Genomic DNA, 17,112 nt, shown 5'->3' with positions numbered 1-17,112 from the left:
GCCTGTCGGTGCGCTACATGGGCACCAACGACCACTCGATCGCCTCGCACCTCGTCACCCGCTACTTCTCGGCCGCGGTGCTGGTCGAGGACGCGATCGCCCGCCTCGATAACGTGCTGCTCGGCAACTACCATGACTACGTCTGAGGCCGGCGTCTTGGGCATCTCCGCCATCGGCATCCCCATGGGCGCGACGGGCGATGCCGCCGGCTCCCTCGCCCATGCCGATCTCGTCGGGCGCCTCGCCCGCGAGATCTACGGTCAGGGCAACGCGGCCTCCGCCCCGCTCGCCCCCGCCGTGCCGGCGTCGCCGCAGCGTCCCCAAGGCCTGGAGACCCTTCCCCAGGGCCCCGGGCAGCCGTCGCTCCCGGGTGCCGCGATCGGCACCCCCTTGGTGCCGTCGGACACCTCGTCGGGCGTCCAGCCCGACGCCGCCTTCGGCGCGCGCAACGTCGGCGGCCCGAGCGTCGGGCTTCCCGGCCTGACCGGGCCGTCGGCCGCCAACCCGTTCGGCGGGACGCCCGCGCCGACGAGCGCCGGCCTCCTCGACGTCACGACGATCCCCTCGGTCCACCCACTCGCCGACCCGCGCGCGGCGCAGCGCGGCGTTCCGTCCACGCGGCACGGCCTGCCGGAATTCTTCGTGCCGAGCGTGGCCGACGTCGCCGCCTTCCTCCCCGGCGGCGGCGACCTGCACCGGACCGTCGCGAAGGATCATCCGCGGGCCAACGCCTTCGCCCACGCGATCGCGCCGTCCCTCGTTCCGGCGGACCCGTCGAAGCGCGGGGTCGACGTCGCCCAGGAGAACTTCCGGCGCACCGGCCGGCTCTCGGGCGATCCCGTGCGCACGGTCGAGCCCGGCCCCGACGAGCCGTTCTCGTCGGGCGACTACTACTTCCTGACCGGAGGCTCGCGCGCGTCGAGGCCGCACGCCACGCCCCGCGTCGAGCCCGCGCGCCACGACGGGCCGGCCCCGCGCGCGACCTCGACCCGGTCGAGCCCGGCGGGCGCGCCCTTCGACGTCGAGCACATCCGCAAGGACTTCCCGGCCTTGCACCAGAGCGTGAACGGGCACCCCCTGGTCTGGCTCGACAACGCGGCGACCACGCACAAGCCGCAATCGGTCATCGACGCGACCTCCGAGTTCTACGCCCGCCACAACTCGAACATCCACCGGGCCGCGCACACGCTGGCCGCGCGCTCCACCGACCTGTTCGAGGGCGGCCGCGAGAAGGTGCGCCGCTTCCTCAACGCGCCCTCGAAGGACGACATCGTCTTCCTGCGCGGCACGACGGAGGCGATCAACCTCGTCGCGAACTCGTACGGCCGGGCCAACATCGGCCCGGGCGACGAGATCATCGTCTCGACGATCGAGCACCACGCCAACATCGTGCCCTGGCAGCTGCTCAGCCAGGCCACCGGCGCGACCCTGCGGGTGATCCCGGTCGACGATCGCGGCGAGATCATCTTCGAGCAGTACGCCGCCCTGCTGTCGGGCCGGACCAAGATCGTCTCGGTGACCCATGTCGCCAACGCGCTCGGCACGGTGAACCCGGTCCGCGAGATCATCGCCCTCGCCCACGCCTACGGCGTGCCGGTGCTGGTCGACGCGGCCCAGTCGACCCCGCACATCCCGATCGACGTGCAGTCGCTCGACGCCGACTTCGTGGTGTTCTCGGGCCACAAGGTCTTCGGGCCGACCGGCATCGGCGCGCTCTACGGCAAGACGCACCTCCTCGCGGCGATGCCGCCGTGGCAGGGCGGCGGCCACATGATCGAGGACGTCACCTTCACGAAGACCGTCTACAAGGGCGCGCCGGAAAAGTTCGAGGCGGGCACGCCGGACATCGCCGGCGCCGTGGGCCTCGGCGCGGCGCTCGACTATCTCGAGAGCGTCGGCCTGCCGGCGATCGCGGCCTACGAGCACGACCTGCTGGACTATGCGCAGGCCGGCCTCGCCGACATCAGGGGCCTGCGCCTGATCGGCACCGCCCGCGAGAAGGCGAGCGTGATGTCCTTCGTGATCGAGGGACAGACGAACGAGGCGGTGGCCCACCACCTCGACCGCCACGGCGTCGCCGTGCGCTCCGGGCACCATTGCGCCCTGCCGGCCCTGCGCCGCTTCGGCGTCGACCAGTCGATCCGCGCCTCGGTCGCCTTCTACAACACCCGTGCGGACGTGGACGTGTTCCTCAAGGCCCTGCACCGCCTGCCGCGGTAGCGGCGTTCGGCAGGATCGCCGGCACGAACGAAGGCCCGATGCCGTCGCCGCGGCATCGGGCCTTCCCGTTTGTCGATCGGCCGGCGGGCATCGCCGTTGCACCGCGGCGGCGGCGGGACCAGAACGGTCCCGACTTCCGGCCAGCCGAGCGAGGCCCCGCATGCGAACCGATACGCCCGTCCAGATCCGGCTTCAGGACTACCGACCGAGCGACTTCCTGATCGACCGCGTCGACCTCGACGTGCGGCTGGCGCCGCACGACACGCGGATCACGGCGAGGCTCGCGCTGCGCCCGAACCCGGCCGGCCGCACCGGCGTCCCCCTGGTGCTCGACGGCGACGACCTCGTCCTGGAGGGGCTGGAGCTCGACGGCGTGCCGCTCGCCGCCGACGCCTACGCGGCGAGCCCGGCCGGGCTGACGCTGCACGCGCCGCCGCAAGGGCCGTTCGAGCTGACGATCGCGACGCGGGTGGACCCGACCGCCAACACCAAGCTGATGGGGCTCTACCGCTCGAACGGCGTCTACTGCACCCAGTGCGAGGCCGACGGCTTCCGCCGGATCACCTACTTCCTCGACCGGCCCGACGTGATGGCGGTCTACACCACCCGGATCGAGGCCGAGCGCGCGGAGGCCCCGGTGCTGCTCGGCAACGGCAACCCGGTGGAGGCCGGCGACGTGCCCGGCACCGGACGGCACTTTTCCGTGTGGCACGACCCGCACCCAAAGCCCGCCTACCTGTTCGCCCTCGTCGGCGGCGCCCTCGACCGGGTCGCGCAGGACTTCACCACGATGGAGGGCCGGGCCGTCGCGGTCGCGGTCTACGTCGAGCCGGGCAAGGCGCCGCGCGCCGCCTACGCCCTCGACGCGGTGATCCGCTCGATGGCCTGGGACGAGGCGACCTTCGGGCGCGCCTACGACCTCGACGTGTTCAACGTCGTCGCCGTGTCGGACTTCAACATGGGCGCGATGGAGAACAAGGGCCTCAACCTGTTCAACGACAAATACGTCCTGGCCTCGCCCGAGACCGCGACCGACGGCGACTACGCCGCGATCGAGCGCATCATCGCGCACGAGTACTTCCACAACTGGTCGGGCAATCGCGTCACCTGCCGCGATTGGTTCCAGCTCTGCCTGAAGGAGGGCCTGACGGTCTTCCGCGACCAGGAATTCTGCGCGGACATGCGCTCGCGCGCCGTCCACCGCATCGGCGAGGTCCGCAACCTGCGCGCGCGGCAGTTCCCCGAGGATGCCGGCCCGCTCCGGCACCCGGTCCGGCCGGGGGCCTATGCCGAGATCAACAACTTCTACACGGCGACCGTCTACGACAAGGGCGCCGAGATCGTGCGGATGCTGCGCACGCTGATCGGGGCCGACGCCTTCCGGGCCGGCATGGACCGGTACTTCGCCGACAACGACGGCACGGCGGCCACCGTCGAGGACTTCCTGGCGGCGTTCGCCGCGGTGACGGGACGCGACCTCACGGCCTTCGCGCGCTGGTACGAGCGCCCCGGCACGCCGACGCTCGCCGTGACCCGCGCCTACGACGCGGCAACCCGGCGCTGCACGCTCGGTCTCCGCCAGAGCCTGGAGGCGGCCGGGCCGCCGCTGGTGATCCCGGTGGCGCTCGGCCTCGTCGGCACGGCCGGCCCGCTCGCCGGGGCGACGTCGGACGCGGTCGCCGGCGGCGTCTTCGTCCTCGAAGCCGAGACCGCGACGGTGGTGTTCGAGAACGTCGCCGAGCCGCCCGTCCCCTCGCTGCTGCGCGGCTTCTCGGCCCCGGTGCGGCTCGACCTCGACCTGACCGACGCCGAGCGCCTCACCCTGCTCCGCCACGACACCGACCCGTTCAACCGCTGGCAGGCGGCGCAGGGCATCGCGATGCGCCTGATCCTCGGACCGGCGGCGCCGGGGGCGGCCGAGGCCTTCGCCGACGCGCTCGGGGCCTTCCTCGACGGCGAGGCCCTGGCCGACCCGGCCTTCGCAGCCCTGGTCCTGGCGCTTCCCGGCGAGGGCGAGGCCGCCAGCGAGATCGCCGCCGACATCGACCCGGATGCGATCCACGCCGCCCGCACCGCCCTTCGGGCGGTCCTCGGAACGCGGCTGCGCCCGCGCCTCGACGGGCTGATGTCGGCGCTGCGGCCGTCGCACGAGACCGCCTACAGCCCGGATGCGGCCTCGGCCGGCCGTCGGTCTCTCGCCAACGCCTGCCTCGACCTGATCGCGGCGGCCGATCCCGCGGCGGGGACCGAGGGCGCCCTCGCCCAGCTGCGCGAGGCCCGCAACATGACCGACCGCCTCGCCGCCCTCGGAGTGATCGCGGCGATCCCGGGGGACGCCCGCGAGGCGGCGCTCGCCGCCTTCGGCAGCACCTATGCCGACGAGCCGCTCGTCCTCGACAAGTGGTTCGCGATCCAGGCGATGATCCCCGAGGACGGCACACGGGCGCGGATCGCCGGGCTCGCCGAGCACCCGGCCTTCGCCATGACCAACCCGAATCGGGTGCGGGCGCTGATCGCCAGCTTCGCGCTCGGAAACCCGACCCAGTTCGCGCGGGCCGACGGAAGCGGGTTCGCCCTGGTGGCCGAGCGCATCGAAGCGCTCGACCGGATCAATCCGCAGCTCGCCGCGCGCCTCCTCACCGCCTTTTCCCCGTGGCGCCGATGGGAAATTTCGCGGCGGGAAAAGGCCGCCGAAATCCTCAACCGGATCAAGGCGATCCCCGCGCTTTCGCGGGACGTGGCCGACATCGCCGCCCGCACCCTCGAAGCCGGTTAACCATCGCTTAACATTGACGATTCTCCGCCGAATCCGAGTCGCTAGATGCGGCCGGGAGTCAAGCTCGGCTGGAAAAAAGCCGTGGACAAATCACCCGGGAAAGTGATGAACTGAATTCAGATTCGAGGCCGGCGCAGCACGGCCCGGACGCTTTCATGTCACGAGGTCGACCATGCCGGAGGCGGATTCCGCTTCCTTCTCCGCGCGTGCGGATACGATTCTCGGCATCCACTGGCCGACGCGGGCTCCGGCCGCGCGTTTCGTCCAGGCCGAGGCGTGGCTGCGCTACGCGGTGCCGGCCCTGCTGGCGACCTTCCTCGCCTGCCTGGCGGGGCTGACCGCGCTCCACCTCCAGAACCAGCGCGACGAGCTGCTCGCCGCCGCGAGCGCCGACCTCGAGACCTTCACCCGCCTCTCGGCGGGGGCGCTGGCCGGCCGCGTCGGCAGCGACGAGGCGGCCCAGGCGAGCCTCGCCGACCTGTTCCCCGCCGGCGCGCTCCCGGCAGGGCGCCGGGTGCTGATCGTGGCGCGCGGCGAGCGCATCGTCGCGGCCCGCCCGCCGCTGCCCGCGGGCGCCGAGACGCTCCAGACCGTGCTCGGCGAGGCGGAAGCGCTCTCGACGCTGGGCGAGCGCGCCGGCGTGATGCGCCTGGCGCTGGCCGGCGGCGACACGGTGTTCGCGGCGATGCGGCGCCTGCCCGACGGCCAGGACCGGATCGCGGTGATGCAGTCGGTCGAGGCGCTGACCGCGACCTGGACGGGCCGCGCCCGGCACCAGGCCATCCTCGTCGCGGCGGCCGCCCTCGTCATCGTCGGGGTCGGCCTCGCCTACGGGCTCCAGAGCCGCCGGGCGAAGGCGATCGACAAGGTCTGCGAGCAGATCCGCCAGCGCCTCGACACCGCCCTCGGCCGCGGCGCCTGCGGCCTGTGGGACTGGGACATCCCGCGCGGGCAGATCTACTGGTCGGATTCGATGTACGCGCTGCTCGGCTACCGCCGCGAGCGCGAGTTCCTGTCGTTCGGCGACGTCAACGCCCTGGTCCACCCGGACGACGGCGACCTCTACAGCCTCGCCCGCGGGCTCGCCGCGAGCCAGACCGCGGTGGACCACGCGTTCCGCATGCGCGGCGCGAACGGCGCCTACATCTGGCTGCGCACCCGCGCCGAGGTGGTGCCGGACGTGACCGACGGCGGCCGCCACCTCGTCGGCATCGCCGTCGACGTCACCGAGCAGCAGCACCTCGCCGAGGCCAGCGCCACCAACGACATGCGCCTGCGCGACGCCGTCGAGGCGATCTCCGAGGCGTTCGTGATCTGGGACACGAGCAACCGCCTCGTCCTGTGCAATTCGAAGTTCCGCCACCTGCATGCGCTGAGCCCCGAGGACGCGCAGGTCGGCCGCCGCTACGACGAGGTGATGGGCCGCGGCGTGCTTCCGCAGATCCGGCGCGAGATGCCCGAGACCGACACCGCGAGCGCGACCGCCCGCACCTTCGAGGCGGAGCTCACCGACGGCCGCTGGCTGCAGATCAGCGAGCGGCGGACCAAGGACGGCGGCTACGTCTCGGTCGGCACCGACATCACCAACCTGAAGCGGCACCAGGAGCAGCTCGTCGCCTCGGAACGCGAGCTGATCGAGACGGTCAAGGATCTCAAGCGGTCGCGCCGCACGCTGGAGCTGCAGACGCAGCAGCTCGCCGACCTCGCCGAGCGCTACCTCGACCAGAAGGCGGCGGCGGAATTGGCCAACCAGGCGAAATCCGAGTTCCTGGCCAACATGAGCCACGAGCTGCGCACGCCGCTCAACGCGATCATCGGCTTCGCGGAGCTGATGGCGAGCGAGCTCTACGGCCCCCTCGGCTCGGCGCGCTACGGCGAGTATTGCGCCGACATCCGCGCCAGCGGCGACTACCTGCTCTCGATGATCGACGACATCCTCCACATGTCGCGGATCGAGTCGCACCGCGTCCGGCTCGCGCGCCGCGAGATCGCCGTCGCGGCGGCGGTCTCCAACGCGCTCAAGCTCGTGTCCGAGCCGGCCCGGCAGAAGAACCTCCACGTCGCCGTCGACCTGTATCCCGGCCTCGCGCTGCTCGCCGACGAGCGCGCCCTGCAGCAGATCCTGGTCAACCTGCTGCAGAACGCCGTGAAGTTCACGCCCGCCAACGGCCGGATCGCGGTGCGCGCCCGCCCAGCCGGCGACCACGCCCACCTGTTCATCGAGGATACCGGAATCGGCATCCCGAAGGCGGCGCTCGCCAGGCTCGGCGCGCCGTTCTCGCAGGTCGAGACCAACCTCACCCGCAGCCACAAGGGCTCCGGCCTCGGCCTCGCCATCGCCCGCTCCATGGCCGAGCTGCACGGCGGCTCCCTGCGCATCCGCTCGGAGGAGACCGTCGGCACCATCGTCCTGGTGCGCCTGCCCCGCCCGACCAGCGAGCACCTCGCGACGGTGGCCGCGGAGGATGCCGGGCAGCAGACCGTCGCGGCACTCCGCGAGGCGTCCGGGGCGAGCGCGCGGCAGCCGCAGCCGGCCGGCGCCTGACAGGGAGCCGGGGCGAAGCCCGGCCCCGCTCCCGAATCGATGCGACGTCGAGGCTACCCGCCCGAAAGGTCGAAGCGCGCCACGTCGTGCAGGAGCGCCACGAACGCCCGCGCGCCGTGGTCGAGGGCGGCCTCGCCCGCCTCGGCGGTGCCGAGCCGGGCATCGCCGATCGCGCCCGACGGATGGAGGTCGCCGGCCTTCCAGGCGAAGGCGGCGGGACGCCCGGCGCGCAGGTGCGTGAAGGCGCCCGCCATCGCACGGGTGCGCGAGGGAAAGTCGGCGATCGCCTCGCGCCGAACTAGGTCGGGCCGAAGCGCCAGCATCAGCGCCGTCTCGATCCCGCCGGCATGGATGCCGTGGACGATCTCGTCGTCGGGAAAGCATCCCTTCGGATAGCCGAACCGCGCCCAAGCGGTCGTCACCGCGACCATGCCGAAGCGGGCGCGCAGATCGCCGGCCACGAGGTCGATCAGCGCGCTGTTGCCGCCGTGCGAGGTGACGATCACCAGCCGGTTGCAGCCGGCCCGGTGCACGCCGGCACCGATCTCGGTCCAGGCGGCGAGCGCGGTCGCGGTGGTGAGCGAGAGGGTACCGGGAAAGGCGTCGTGCTCGTCGGACTTGCCGACCGACTGCACCGGCAGCACCAGCACGTCGAGATCGGCGGGCACCAGGGCGCGGGCGCGCGCGAGGTAGCCCTCCATGATCGCCACGTCGGTGCAGAGCGGCAGGTGCGGGCCGTGCTGCTCGATCGCGGCCACCGGCAGCACCGCGACCGTGCGACCCATGCCGCGCCCGGAGACCTCGCGCGTGGTCAGGTCGGACCAGAGCCGTGCCGCCATGCTGTCCCCCGATGCCCCGACGTCAGGCGCAACGCTCTAGCGGAGCCGGCCCCTTCCCGTCGAGGTTCAGGCGAACAGAGCGTCGATGTCGTCCTGCGCCGTCGCCGGGCCGTTCGGCTGCGGGCCGTTGAGGAGCAGGCGCTGGGCGCGCTCGTTGCGCTCGGCCTCGGCCGGGTCCTGTCCGGCGGCGTCCCGCGCCCGCACCGCGCTGGCGAAGCGCGCGAGCCGCAGCTCGAACTGCTGCAGGGCGGCGACCACCTTGCCGATCCGCTGGCCGGTGATGTCCTGGAAGGCGCAGGCCTCGAAGATCGTGCCGATGCCGCTCTCGACCGCGGCGCGGTATTCCGGCCCGTCCGGCAGGGCCAGCATCGACTCGGCCGCCTCCATGATGGTGTTGGTGGCGCCGGCGGTCGCGGCGAGGACGTTGCCGAGCTCCTCGTGCGCCATCGGGATGCGGTCGTGCGTCAGCTCGTTGGCGCGCAGGGCCGCGATCTCGTCGCGCACGTGGGCGATGTAGTCCGCGATCTCGATCAACTCGGACACCATGGTCGCCGGGTTGATCGTCGCGCCGAGCGGTCTTTGCAAACCCATCGTCAGCATTCCTCCGCGTGTCGGCCCCGAAAGGTCGGTCAGGCGCCGCAGACCGCCTCGATCTTGCTCTTCAGGGTCGCGGCGTTGAACGGCTTGACGATGTAGTTGTTCACCCCGGCCTTCTTGGCGGCGATGACGTTCTCGGTCTTCGACTCGGCGGTGACCATGATGAACGGCGTGGTGCGCAGGCCCTCGTCGGCGCGGACGTGGCGAAGCAGCTCGTAGCCGGTCATCGGCTCCATGTTCCAGTCGGAGATCACGAGGCCGTACTTGCGGCCCTTGAGGCGCGCCAGCGCGGCCGTGCCGTCGGAGGCGTCGTCGACCTCCTCGAAGCCGAGCTGCTTGAGCAGGTTGCGGATGATGCGAACCATCGTCTGGTAGTCGTCGACGACCAGGATCGGCATGCTGAGATCGAGGGCCATGGTCAAACTGCTCCGGTGTCTCCGAATCGCCGGCTCGGCCGTCGGCGTCGGTCACGCAATGTCGGGAGGCGCTGTCGCTGGTCGCACCTCATGCCCGGGACGTTACGCCGGGCGGCATTGCGAAGCGGTTAATCGCGCTGCGATCGGCGCATCCACTCGGATAGGCGGCGCGGTCGCCTTTACCGACGCGCTCGGCTGCGTGATGACGATGCCCCCAGCCGCGACGTCGCCCGGACGCCGCGGCAGAGCGGGCAGCCCGCCGGCACCGGCCCGGCCGCGGAGAAGGATCGCCGCCCCATGCGCAAGGTCGTCATCAGCGAGTTCATGGACGAGGCCGCGATCGCGGCGGAGCTCGCGGGGTTCGAGACGCTCTACGATCCGACCCTGGTCGACCGGCCGGACGCCCTGCGCGCGGCGCTCGCGGGCGCGTCCGGGCTGATCGTCCGCAACCGCACGCAGGTGCGCGCGGGCCTGCTCGCGGCGGCACCCGACCTCAGGGTGGTGGGCCGCCTCGGCGTCGGGCTCGACAACATCGATCTGGCCGCCTGCGCCGCCCGCGGGATCGCCGTCCATCCCGCGACCGGCGCCAACGACGGCGCGGTGGCCGAGTACGTGATCGGCACCGCGTTGCTGCTGCTGCGCGGCGCCTACGGCGCGAGCGCGCAGGTCGCCGCGGGCGCGTGGCCGCGCAACGCGCTGATGGGACGCGAGATCGCCGGCAAGCGCCTCGGCCTCGTCGGCTTCGGCGCGATCGCCCGCGAGACCGCCCGCCGTGCGGCGGCCCTCGACATGACCATCGCCGCCTTCGACCCGCACCTCGCGCCCGACGACGCCGCGTGGCGCCCGGCGCACGGCGCGGTGGCGAGCCTGGCCCTCGACGCGCTGGTCGCAACGAGCGACGTGCTCTCGCTGCACGTGCCGCTGACCGAGGCGACGCGCGACATGATCGGGCCGGCGGCGATCGCGCGGATGCGGCCGGGCGCGATCCTGATCAACGCCGCCCGCGGGGGCGTCGTGGACGAGGCCGCGGTCGCCGCGGCGCTTCGGTCCGGGCACCTCGGCGGGGCGGCGCTCGACGTGTTCGCCCGGGAGCCCGTGGACGCCGCGGGCGGCGCGGCGCTGATCGACGTGCCGAACCTCATCCTGACCCCGCACATCGCCGGCGTGACGCGGGAATCGAACGTGCGCGTCTCGGCGGTCACCGCCCGCGCCGTGCGCCGCAGCCTCGAGGGCTGAGCCCCGCAGCGCAGCGATCGAAAAGGGGCTCGGCGCGCGACGAAATTCGACGCACCGGTCGGATCGGCCGATGAGAACCCTTGCGGAACACTTGACGAACGTTTAACGTGTTCGTGTTTTGTTTCTGCGGCTCCACCTTCGTGTGGCCGCGCATTCTTGCGAGCCGCGCCGATGCTGACCCGTAAACAGCTGGATCTCCTGCGATTCATCGACGAGCGGATGCGCGAGGACGGTGTTCCGCCGTCGTTCGACGAGATGAAGGATGCCCTCGATCTCAAGTCGAAATCCGGCATCCACCGGCTGATCACCGCCCTGGAGGAGCGCGGCTTCCTGCGCCGGCTTCCGAATCGGGCTCGGGCGATCGAGGTGCTGCGCATGCCCGACGGCGCCGGCCGCTCCAGCGCGCCCGCCCCGGTGCCGGCAGCTCCCGCCGCGCCGCGCCGGTTCACCCCGAGCGTGGTCGAGGGCGGGCGCTCGAAGGCCGTGCCGCCGCGTCCTTCCACGACGCAGATGGTCGACGACAGCGGTCGCGCGGTGTCGATCCCGGTGATGGGCCGGATCGCGGCCGGCACGCCGATCTCGGCGATCCAGAACCAGAGCCACGCGATCACCATGTCGCCGGACTTCCTGGCCGGCGGCGAGCACTACGCCCTGGAGGTCCGCGGCGACTCGATGGTCGAGGCGGGCATCCTCGACGGCGACCTCGTGGTCATCCGCAAGCAGGACACCGCCAACACCGGCGACATCATCGTGGCGCTGATCGACGACGAGGAGGCGACGCTGAAGCGGCTGCGCCGTCGCGGCTCCTCGATCGCGCTCGAAGCCGCGAACCCGGCCTACGAGACCCGCGTGCTCGGGCCGGATCGGGTGCAGATCCAGGGCCGCCTGGTTAGCCTCGTGCGCCGTTACTGAAGGGTCTCGCCCGGCATCTCCGGGTTCGGGCCGTCCGCGGCCGGATCGTCGGGTGCCGGGTCGGCGTCCTCCGCCCGGGGGGGCGGTACGGCCATGCCCTGGAACGGGACGTCCTTCGGCTTGGGCTCGGCCGCGGGCGACGATCCGCCCGCTGCCGCGTCATCCGTTCCCTGGGGCGGGGGACGGACCATCGCGGGGCGCCACGGCAGCGTCCGTCCCGGCTCATGCGTGTCGGCCAGAATGAAGCCATTCGACTCGACGCGGATCGCCACGGCGCCGTGGCTGGCGAGGTAGGCGCGATCGATGACGAGGGCGGCGGCGCAGCCCGGCGGTGCGGCGAGCGCCGTGATCAGCACCGAGGCCTTGGCGCAATCCTGCGCGAAGCCGCGGCGATCCTTCAGAAGCGCCACCGCGCGCCCGTCGGCCAACCGAAGCGTGCATCCGATCCGGTCACAAACGGAACCGCCCGTCGCCTGCGCGCCCGGCCTGCCGTCGCCGTCGGCCTTCAGCCACTGCTCCAGCACGAAGTTCGACGGCCGCCCGAGGGCGACGAGGCTGCCGTCGGCGCGGCGCACCGCCGCCCCGCTGCCCTGGCGGTCGACGTAGATGTCGTAGCGGGCCGGCATCGTCGCCAAGCCGAGCCCAAGCAGCGCCGGCGGCAGGGCGAGCCAGCGTAGGCGCGAGACCGGGAGCGTCGCGAGCAGCAGCCCCGCGGCGAGGCACCCGAGCGCGGCGGTGCCGAAGGCCGGGACCACGACGTTGGCGCGCCCGAGCCCCTGGATCCAGCTGGAGATGGTCAGCATGCCGCGCACCGCCAGTCCCATCAGCCACCAGACCGGCTGGTCGAGGGCGAACGGGTAGGCGACGATGCCCAGCACCGCCGCCGGCATCACCGCGAGCGAGACCAGCGGCAGGGTGAGCGCGTTGCCGATCAGCCCGAAGGGTTGGACGGTCTGGAAGTGGTAGGTGGCGAAGGGCGCGGTCGCGACCTGCGCCACGAGCGTCGTGCCGAGGGTGCCGACCACCGTCGTCAGCGACAGCGCGATCAGCCGGCCGATCCGCCCGGCCCCGTCGCGGCGGAACATCCCTCCATCGATCAGGCGGGCGCAGGCGATGAGGCCGGCCACCGCCCCGAACGACATCTGGAAGCTCGGGCCGAGCAAGCCTTCCGGCTCGTGCGAGAGCGCGATGAGCGCGGCGAGAGCGAGGTTGCGCATGCTGAGCGCCGGGCGATCGACCAGGATCGCCCCGAGCATGATCAGGGTCATCACGAGGGAACGCTCGGCCGCGATGTCCCAGCCGGAGAAGACGCAGTAGGCGGTGACGCCGACCATCGCCAGCGCCGCGGCGATCTTCTTGATCGGCCAGGCCAGCGCCAGGAACGGCACCAGGGCGAGGCCGGCGCGGACGAGCCAGAACACGACCCCGGCGGCCAGCACCATGTGGAGCCCCGAGATCGAGACCACGTGGTAGATCCCCGCCGCCCGCAGCGTGTCGTTGGTGGCCGGCGCGATCAGCCCGCGCTTGCCGGTCACCAGGGCGGCGGCGACGGCGCCCGCCTGGCCGCCGTTGGCGTCGGTGATCCTGCGGGTCAGCGCGTTGCGGGCGTCGTCCACGGCGGCCGCGAGCCGGAGCGACCACGGCGCCGGCTCGGGCGGCGGCTTCACCGCGATCTTGCCGAGGAGCGAGCCGACCGCGCCGATCCCGCGGAAGTAGGCGTCGCGGGCGAAATCGTAGCCGCCGGGGCGGGCCGCCTCGGGGGGCGGCAGCAGGCGGGCGGTGGCGGCGATGAAGTCGCCCGGCCGCAGGGGCGGCGCCTTCTTGAACGAGACGCGCACCCGGACCGGCCGCTCGGCCGCGGCCATCGTGCCGAGGCTCGCGACCCGCACCACCAGGCGGGCGCCCTCCTCACGCTCCTCCAGCGATTCGATCAGGCCTTCGAGCGGCGCGATGATGGTGCGGGTCAGCACCGGCGCCGCCACCTGCGCGACCCGCAGGGCGCTCGCCGCGAAGCCGAGGAGCGCCGCCATCAGCCCGAGGGCGACGGCCAGCGCCGCGGGCCGGGCACCGAGGAACGGCAGGGTCGCGGCGCAGGCGCCGGCTGCGACGAGGGGCGCCCAGAGCGAGGGCATGCCGTCGGTGGCGGTGAAGAACGCGAGGATGCCGGCGCCGAAGGCGACCGCGAGCCAGGGAAACAGCCGCCGCTGCTCGGCCTCGATCGCGAGCCCGCCGACGACCCAGCCGCGCACGGCCGGCCCGAGCACGGCGGGCGACGGGAAGCGGCCTGATGCCGACGTGGCGACGGCCCGTCCCGTCGATCGTGCGATGTCCCGCGCCATGATCGGCACACCGGTCGGCGCAAAACGGCTGCGCCGACCCGATTCTTAACGCATCCGCGAGGGCGTGCTAGAGCCGTCCGGGCCGGGTCCGGGCGCAAGTCCCCAGCTTCCGTGCGTCGTCGGGGACGACGAACCGCCTTTCCCTCCGTCGCAGAGCGATCTAGACGCGCGCAACCGGATCGGCCGATCCGTGCCGCGGCCGCGTTCAGGGTGCTCCTTCAGCCCCGTCACCAGAAGATCCATCGTCCGATGTCGTCACCCGTCGTCACGCGCTTCGCGCCCTCGCCCACGGGCTACCTCCATATCGGGGGCGCCCGCACGGCGCTGTTCAACTGGCTCTATGCCCGCCGGATGGGCGGCCGGATGCTGCTGCGCATCGAGGACACCGACCGCGAGCGCTCGACGCAAGGGGCGATCGACGCGATCCTCGACGGGATGAGCTGGCTCGGGCTCGATTGGGACGGCGACGTGGTGTTCCAGTACGCCCGCGCCGAGCGCCACCGCGAGGTCGCCGAGAGCCTGCTCGCCTCGGGCAACGCCTATCGCTGCTACGCCACGCCGGAGGAGCTGACGCAGATGCGCGAGCAGGCCCGGGCGGCGGGCAAGCCGCTGCGCTACGACGGGCGCTGGCGCGACCGCGACCCGTCCGAGGCACCGGCCGGGGTGAAGCCGGTGATCCGGCTGCGCGCCCCGAGCGAGGGCGAAACGATCGTCGACGACGCGGTGCAGGGCCGCGTCACCTGGGCCAACCGCGATCTCGACGACCTCGTGCTGCTGCGCTCGGACGGCAACCCGACCTACATGCTCGCCGTCGTCGTCGACGACCACGACATGGGCGTCACCCAGGTGATCCGCGGCGACGACCACCTCACCAACGCCGCGCGCCAGAGCCAGATCTTCTCGGCGCTCGGATGGGAGGTGCCGAGGATGGCGCACATCCCGCTGATCCACGGGGCGGACGGGGCCAAACTCTCCAAGCGCCACGGCGCGCTCGGCGTCGACGCCTACCGCGACCTCGGCTACCTGCCGGCCGCGCTCCGCAACTACCTCGTCCGCCTCGGCTGGAGCCACGGCGACCAGGAGGTGTTCTCGACCGAGGAGATGGTGGCGGCCTTCGACCTGAAGGCGATCGGCCGCTCGCCGGCGCGGTTCGACTTCGCCAAGCTCGAGAACCTCAACGGCCTCTACATCCGCGGCGCGGCGGACGCCGACCTCGTCGACGCGATCGAGCGCATCCTGCCGAACGTCGGCCCGGAGCGCGGCCTCTCGGCACCGCTCGCGCCGGCCCTTCGCGAAAAGCTCGTCGCGGCGATGCCGGGGCTGAAGGAGCGGGCCAAGACCCTGATCGAGCTGCTCGACAGCGCCTACTATCTCACCGCCGCGCGGCCGCTGGTGCCGGACGAGAAGGCTTCCGCCCTCCTCACCGACGAGGCGCGCGGGCGGCTCGCCGCGATCCTGCCGGCGCTGGAAGCCCTGCCCGACTGGAACGCCGCCGCGACGGAAGCGGCCGTGCGGCACTTCGCGGAGACCGCCGGCCTGAAGCTCGGGCAGGTCGCCCAGCCGCTGCGCGCGGCGCTGACCGGGCGCACGACCTCGCCGCCGCTGTTCGACGTGATGGCGGTGCTGGGACGCGCGGAGAGCCTCGCCCGTCTCGGCGACGGCATCACGAAGGGTTGAGACCGCCGCCGCAGCGCACGCGCGGCCCGGTTTTCGCTTGGCGTCTCGACGTGGTTGTCATCCGCCCCGTTGCTGGCGCTCGGCCGATCCGCTAACCCGATGGGCTTGTGAGCACCTGCAGCAAAATGCCGGTGACTTCGGGTCCCGGGCGGCGCGGAGCGCAGCCTGGGCCGGCTTCGATTCGTTGCCAGGAAAGGGTCCACGTTCCATGAGCGCAGCCAGCACCATCACCGTGGACGGCAAGCAGATCTCTCTGCCCGTCAAGAGCGGCACGATCGGCCCCGACGTCGTCGACATCGGCAAGCTCTACGCCCAGACCGGCGCCTTCACCTTCGATCCGGGCTTCACCTCGACCGCCTCGTGCGAATCGAAGATCACCTACATCGATGGCGACGAGGGCGTTCTGCTCTATCGCGGCTACCCGATCGAGCAGCTCGCCGAGCAGGGCGACTTCCTCGAGACCTGCTACCTGATGCTGTTCGGCGAGCTGCCGACGCCGGGCCAGAAGGCCGACTTCGACTACCGCGTCACGCGCCACACCATGGTGCACGACCAGATGAACCGGTTCTTCACCGGCTTCCGCCGCGACGCCCACCCGATGGCGGTGATGGTGGCCTCCGTCGGCGCGCTCTCGGCCTTTTACCACGACTCGACCGACATCACGGACGAGAGCCAGCGCATGATCGCGTCGATGCGCATGATCGCCAAGATGCCGACGCTGGCGGCGATGGCCTACAAGTACTCGATCGGCCAGCCGTTTGTGTACCCGAAGAACGACCTCGACTACACCTCGAACTTCCTGCGGATGTGCTATGCCGTCCCGTGCGAGGAGTATCAGATCAACCCGATCTTCGCCAAGGCGCTGGACAAGATCTTCATCCTGCACGCCGACCACGAGCAGAACGCCTCGACCTCGACGGTGCGGCTCGCCGGCTCCTCCGGCGCGAACCCGTTCGCCTGCATCGCGGCCGGCGTCGCCTGCCTGTGGGGCCCGGCGCATGGCGGCGCCAACGAGGCGGCGCTGAAGATGCTGATGGAGATCGGCACGCCGGACCGCGTCGACCAGTACGTCGCCAAGGCCAAGGACAAGAACGATCCCTTCCGCCTGATGGGCTTCGGCCACCGGGTCTACAAGAACTACGATCCGCGCGCGCGGATCATGCAGAAGACCACCCACGAGGTGCTAAAGGAGCTCGGCAAGCACGACGACCCGCTGCTCGAGGTCGCGATGAAGCTCGAGGAGATCGCGCTCAAGGACGAGTACTTCATCGAGAAGAAGCTCTACCCGAACATCGATTTCTACTCGGGCATCACCCTCAAGGCGATGGGCTTCCCGACCGACATGTTCACGGTGCTGTTCGCGGTGGCACGCACCGTCGGCTGGATCGCGCAGTGGGCCGAGATGATCGAGGACCCCTCGCAGAAGATCGGTCGCCCGCGCCAGCTCTACGTCGGCCCGACCAAGCGCGACTACGTCGGCATCAACGACCGCGGCTGAGGCGCCTTTTGAGCGCCGTCGGCCGATGATGGATCTGCCGGCGGCGCGATGGGCCTC

The 17,112-nt window shown here is 72.0% G+C and carries 11 protein-coding genes and 1 pseudogene; 8 read left to right on the top strand and 4 right to left on the bottom strand.

The window, feature by feature from the left end; genetic code table 11:
- The 4 genes and pseudogenes from MKK68_RS29420 to MKK68_RS07660 all read left to right on the top strand — a co-directional run.
- Positions 1-146: pseudogene (locus MKK68_RS29420) on the top strand (cyclic nucleotide-binding domain-containing protein); the annotation flags it as partial.
- A complete protein-coding gene (locus MKK68_RS07670) occupies positions 133-2,220 on the top strand; it encodes a family 2A encapsulin nanocompartment cargo protein cysteine desulfurase (RefSeq protein WP_244029624.1) in 2,088 nt (695 codons plus the stop codon). The pseudogene MKK68_RS29420 and the gene MKK68_RS07670, both read left to right, overlap by 14 nt.
- Before the next feature lie 160 nt (positions 2,221-2,380).
- Positions 2,381-4,996 carry an aminopeptidase N gene (gene pepN / locus MKK68_RS07665; protein WP_244029622.1) on the top strand — a complete coding sequence of 872 codons (2,616 nt, stop codon included), beginning with the start codon at positions 2,381-2,383 and terminating at the stop codon, positions 4,994-4,996.
- 172 nt (positions 4,997-5,168) lie between these two features.
- Complete coding sequence (locus tag MKK68_RS07660; protein ID WP_244029621.1) at positions 5,169-7,541, top strand: PAS domain-containing sensor histidine kinase; 2,373 nt, start codon at positions 5,169-5,171, stop codon at positions 7,539-7,541.
- A gap of 53 nt (positions 7,542-7,594) precedes the next feature.
- Here MKK68_RS07660 and MKK68_RS07655 read toward each other — a convergent pair whose 3' ends face one another.
- The 3 genes from MKK68_RS07655 to MKK68_RS07645 form a co-directional block, all read right to left on the bottom strand.
- Complete coding sequence (locus MKK68_RS07655) at positions 7,595-8,380, bottom strand: creatininase family protein (RefSeq protein WP_243933133.1); 786 nt, start codon at positions 8,378-8,380, stop codon at positions 7,595-7,597.
- Between the two features lie 66 nt (positions 8,381-8,446).
- The gene (locus tag MKK68_RS07650) at positions 8,447-8,971 is read right to left on the bottom strand and encodes a protein phosphatase CheZ (protein WP_243933132.1); all 525 of its coding nucleotides are present in this window, start codon (positions 8,969-8,971) and stop codon (positions 8,447-8,449) included.
- A gap of 38 nt (positions 8,972-9,009) precedes the next feature.
- Positions 9,010-9,393 carry a response regulator gene (locus MKK68_RS07645; protein WP_147729619.1) on the bottom strand — a complete coding sequence of 128 codons (384 nt, stop codon included), beginning with the start codon at positions 9,391-9,393 and terminating at the stop codon, positions 9,010-9,012.
- A gap of 297 nt (positions 9,394-9,690) precedes the next feature.
- Here MKK68_RS07645 and MKK68_RS07640 point away from each other — a divergent pair, with 297 nt between their 5' ends.
- Positions 9,691-10,629, top strand: coding sequence for an NAD(P)-dependent oxidoreductase (locus tag MKK68_RS07640; RefSeq protein WP_244029619.1), 939 nt, complete (start codon positions 9,691-9,693; stop codon positions 10,627-10,629).
- A 171-nt stretch (positions 10,630-10,800) separates the two neighbouring features.
- The gene (gene lexA / locus MKK68_RS07635; RefSeq protein ID WP_243933128.1) at positions 10,801-11,541 is read left to right on the top strand and encodes a transcriptional repressor LexA; all 741 of its coding nucleotides are present in this window, start codon (positions 10,801-10,803) and stop codon (positions 11,539-11,541) included.
- Here lexA and MKK68_RS07630 read toward each other — a convergent pair.
- On the bottom strand, positions 11,535-13,880 hold the full coding sequence (locus MKK68_RS07630) for a ComEC/Rec2 family competence protein (RefSeq protein ID WP_244029617.1): 2,346 nt from the start codon (positions 13,878-13,880) through the stop codon (positions 11,535-11,537). The two genes, lexA and MKK68_RS07630, sit on opposite strands and share 7 nt — an antisense overlap.
- Positions 13,881-14,129: 249 nt before the next feature.
- On the opposite strand from MKK68_RS07630, the gene gltX reads away from it, so the two are divergent.
- A complete protein-coding gene (gltX, locus tag MKK68_RS07625; protein WP_243933120.1) occupies positions 14,130-15,557 on the top strand; it encodes a glutamate--tRNA ligase in 1,428 nt (475 codons plus the stop codon).
- 208 nt (positions 15,558-15,765) lie between these two features.
- Entirely contained in the window at positions 15,766-17,055 is a 1,290-nt protein-coding gene (gltA, locus tag MKK68_RS07620) for a citrate synthase (protein ID WP_147844312.1), read from the top strand.
- Positions 17,056-17,112 lie beyond the last annotated feature (57 nt).

It is taken from the genome of Methylobacterium sp. E-016 (assembly GCF_022829745.1).
GTDB lineage: Bacteria > Pseudomonadota > Alphaproteobacteria > Rhizobiales > Beijerinckiaceae > Methylobacterium.
Note: the sequence above shows the minus strand (reverse complement) of the source record. Positions and strands in the feature narration are given on the sequence as shown.